A 3919-nucleotide genomic window follows, 5' to 3' on the forward strand; every position below is an offset into this window, starting at 1 on the left:
GACCGATCCAGCGTGGCGCAAACCCGACGAGCCGAAAGGTGAGAAGGGCGCACTCTTGCAAACCCTGCGGGTTTGCCGTGCGAGGTCTTGCCCTTGCTCTCGCGCTCCTGGGTTGCCCCGCAGGCGGGCAAGCCGATGCCGACCCGGCTGTTGTCGCCTGCCACGCCTTCACGCCCGGGGCGGACTACACGGACATCATGGTGGTCCGGCAGCTCGAAGGGGGCGAGGTCACGTTGCGCGTGCCGGCCCAGTACTTCGAGGATTTCTGGGACCGCGTGGGCGGCCACCGCGGCACGGCGCAGCTCTTCCGGGTGGAGATCGGCAGCTGGGAGCCGGTGACGCGTGAGGAGACTGGCACACGCAACGCAGCCGGCGTGTGGAACTGGATGGACGTGCTGGTGCACGACGTCATTTCGCTCGAGCGCGTCGCAGTAGTCGGAGCCAACTCCTACGGCCCGGAGGACACGCCGGTTACGGCCTTCCCGCCCCGCTTGGGACCGGAGGAATTGGTCTGGCTCGACACGCCCTTCGCCTCCGACAAGGAGCGGCCCGAGCGGGACGTGTTCACCCATCCCACGCCGCCGGCTACGATCGAGACCGTCGTTGTGTGCGCCTCCCCAGCAAATCCGATCATCCGCACCCCGACCTGCAATCAGCACTTCCGCGCAGCCGGCCTCGATGTGCAGCTTCTCTACGACCGCATCGAGCTTCCCCGCTGACACGAGTTTCAGGCCGAGGTCACGGCCTTTCTGACATGCGCCACGTCTGACCCCACCTGATCGGATGGTGGTGCATAATTTTTGATTTGTTATCCGCCTACTAGACCCAAGCAGTTCAAGGGCTTAAGCTGCGCGTATGTCCCGTGCGAAACTCGAGCCCTCTGACGCTCCCTTCGATGACCTTGCGGCCTGTGTTCGAGGCTATGCCCGGGTCAGCACGGATGGCCAGGCACTTGCGCCGCAGGTGGAGAGCCTACGCGCGGCAGGAGCGACCAAGCTTTACCGGGAAACCGCCTCGGGAGCGCAGCGCAACCGGACGCAACTCGCCAAGCTCCTGAAGGATGTGCAGCCTGGCGACGTGGTGCTGGTCACCCGTCTAGACCGGCTGGCGCGAAGCACACGCGACCTCCTCAACGTGCTAGGGGCTTTAGCCGAGAAAGGTGCCGCCTTCCGCTCTTTGGGCGATCCCTGGGCCGACACTACCACCCCGCATGGCCGGCTTATGCTGACGGTGCTGGGAGGCTTGGCGGAGTTCGAGCGCGAGCTGATCCGCACGAGGACAGGCGAGGGCCGCGCACGCGCTAAGGCCGAAGGCCGCAAGATGGGCCGGCCCCACAAGCTCACCCCGCATCAGCAGCAGGAAGCGCGCCGCAGGCACGACGGGGGCGAGAGCCTGTCGGCCATCGCGAGGAGCTACAACGTCCACCACGCGACGATTTCGAGGCTGTGCCGGTGAGCAGGAGCTTCAGGCCGCCGCCGCAAAGCTGAAATCCCGTTGCCTGCGGGTCATGCTTCCGTCACCATGACGGCGAGCGTTGCTTGGACTCACGTCCAAGCGGCAGAGCGACCACAACCAGGGACACCGACGCCCAGAAATACGAAGACCCGCCAGGGGCGGGCCTCATACCCGGCAAAGGAAAAGCCGGAAAGCCTGAATGTGTTGCAGCTTCAGCTTTCCATACCCTGCCGGGCGCTTGCAAGAGGATTCTTGCCACGGGTGAGCTTTGCCTCGCGCGTGAGTGGCCCCGCCCTGTCGGTCTTCCCTGTCACGGAGGACGACAGATCATGTTCAAGACCATTGGATCAGCCTTGACCGGGGCTCCTGTCGCACGCGCCCGCGAGCCCGTGCGCCGGCACTCGCGCCTCCTGGGGCGATGCGAGAGCGTCTTCTGGCGGGCCACGAGCCGCCAAGAGGTGCGCAGGATCCTGCTGGCTGCGCGTCGGTATGAGTTGGCGGGACGGCCAGCGGGACGGCGGAACGGCCCTCTGGGACACGTGGCCATCGAGGTGCTGGAACTGCTGGGCAACTTGGTGAGCTTCCGCACGGGACGGCTGGAGCCTTCGCTCGATACGCTCACACGCCTGCTGCGTCGCTCGCGAGCGGCCGTGGTGCGGGCGCTGGCTGCCCTCCGGGCGCATGGCTTCCTTGACTGGCTGCGGCGCTACGAGCCTACGGGGCAGACGGAAGGATGCGGCCCTCGGGTGCGCCAAGTCAGCAACGCCTACCGGCTCTCCTTGCCTGCCCGCGCCGCCCGGCTCCTGGGACGGCTCATGGGAGCACCACCCTTGCCTGAGGACGTAGCGCACGCCCAGGAGGCGCGTGCGGCCGAGCTGGCCGCGCACAAGGCTAGCCTGCCCCCCGACCAGCTTGCCCTCTTCGAGGCGGGCAACAGCCCCTTGGGGCGAGCCCTGGCGAGCCTGGGCCGCAAGGTGCAGGAGCGTGAGTTCACCGGGGAGCCGGAATACCAGGCTAAGACTATTCTCTAGGCCCAGAGCCGACGCACAGCCGGTCAGGAGAGCCCGTAGCGGACAGAACCAAGCCCTCATCGCACCTGCAGAAGACCCCGCCCTAGAGGCAGGACGGCGGAGCTTAGGCCACGAGAAGAGAAAAGGCTGAGAAGCGGTTGAGCGGGAGCGTACCCTCGCTGACCGGAAGCTCGACTTCGCCAACGCTCTCCCAAGGCGGTGTTGCGCATGCGCGTAGACCAAGATGTGCTCGACTTCTTCAAGCAAGAAGGCCGGGGCTACCAAATCAAGATCAATGCCGTCCTGCGCGCCTACAAGGAAGCGCAGAGCCGAAGAGGGTGAGCTTGGTCCTGTTGCCTTGATGCTGCGAGTACTAAAATGGCCTGGACAGTCGGGCAAAAGATTTTGACCGCGGTCAGGTGTCCGGTCACTGCTCAAGTATGACCAAGTTTCTTACTCCCCAGCAAGCGGCTGACCGGGCTCTATGTGGCCGGTCGAGTATCATGCGTGCGCTTATAGGCCGAGAACTTCAGGGCGTTCGTGACAACAAGAACGTTTGGCGGATCGCTCCCGAAGAGCTTGAGCGCTGGATGGCTAGCAGACCGGTCACTAACCACCATGACCTTGGTCAGAGACCGGCTACTGACCGGTCTGGCCCTCTGGTCAGTACTTTGGACAGCGTGCAAGAAAAACTTCGCGAAGAACTGGAGGCCATGCGCTGCCAGCGTGATGAAGCCCGACTTGAAGTTGGTGTCCTTCGGGCCGATGTTAGTCATCTGCGCGAGCGCCTAGACGAGGCGAGTGCCGAGCGTGATCGCTGGCGCCAGATGGCAGAGCGTCTAGCTGAGCCGAGATCACCAACTTCTGCCCTGGCTGTAGCGGCCCCGCCCAACCCCGGGGGCGGTTTCCTAGCCCGTCTATTCGGCCGCGCCTGATCGTCCCTGTTCCGCCTGTTGGTCCAACTCAGCGCGGAAAGCGGAGTTAAGCTTTCCCGCACGCACTAGCCGGGAACAAGGCTTGAGGCCGTTAGATGAACTGGAGCTCACTCTCTCGACGGGGGGCAAAATAAGAGGGCCAACCAACTGTTCCTCCCTCATCGTCTTACTTCGGATCGGACGAAAGATGGCCCGTACGTACCTACCTCGAGCCGCAAGATGGTCTGTCTTAAGCGAGATGGGCCAAGAGGGATGATCTTGCAGCTGACGCGGAGGTAGCCTCGAAAAGATCGAGGAAGGGGTTGCGGTCGACCGAATCCTTCACTAGATCAGTCCTCCTCGGACGACGGCGCTGCAGCAGCGGCCTGTTCTGACCGGGCCACATTGGAAGCTTGATCGTGCTGGACGCACTGAGGGATCCTCGTGCAATCGCCGATTTTTCGACCGATCTGGGCTTTTTGACATGAGTAACGCAATGAAGGGATATGCGGGCGGCTTTTGGGTCTGATCGACGGACTG

The 3919-nt window shown here is 64.0% G+C and carries 3 protein-coding genes and 1 pseudogene; all 4 read left to right on the forward strand.

The annotated features are described in order from the left end of the window. Positions 1–719 (forward strand): hypothetical protein (locus FHG66_RS21130; RefSeq protein ID WP_218013946.1); only part of this gene is annotated, 719 nt, incomplete at its 5' end. Between the two features lie 136 nt (positions 720–855). Then, positions 856–1455 (forward strand): recombinase family protein, encoded by a 600-nt coding sequence (locus tag FHG66_RS21135; protein ID WP_139079119.1) that lies wholly within the window; start codon positions 856–858, stop codon positions 1453–1455. A gap of 329 nt (positions 1456–1784) precedes the next feature. Next, complete coding sequence (locus FHG66_RS21140) at positions 1785–2486, forward strand: helix-turn-helix domain-containing protein (protein ID WP_139079120.1); 702 nt, start codon at positions 1785–1787, stop codon at positions 2484–2486. A gap of 183 nt (positions 2487–2669) precedes the next feature. Next, positions 2670–2807, forward strand: a pseudogene (locus FHG66_RS21145) (BrnA antitoxin family protein); the annotation flags it as partial. Between the last annotated feature and the right edge of the window lie 1112 nt (positions 2808–3919).

Origin of the sequence: Rubellimicrobium rubrum, assembly GCF_006152115.1 — a bacterium.
In the GTDB taxonomy this organism is placed as follows: domain Bacteria; phylum Pseudomonadota; class Alphaproteobacteria; order Rhodobacterales; family Rhodobacteraceae; genus Rubellimicrobium; species Rubellimicrobium rubrum.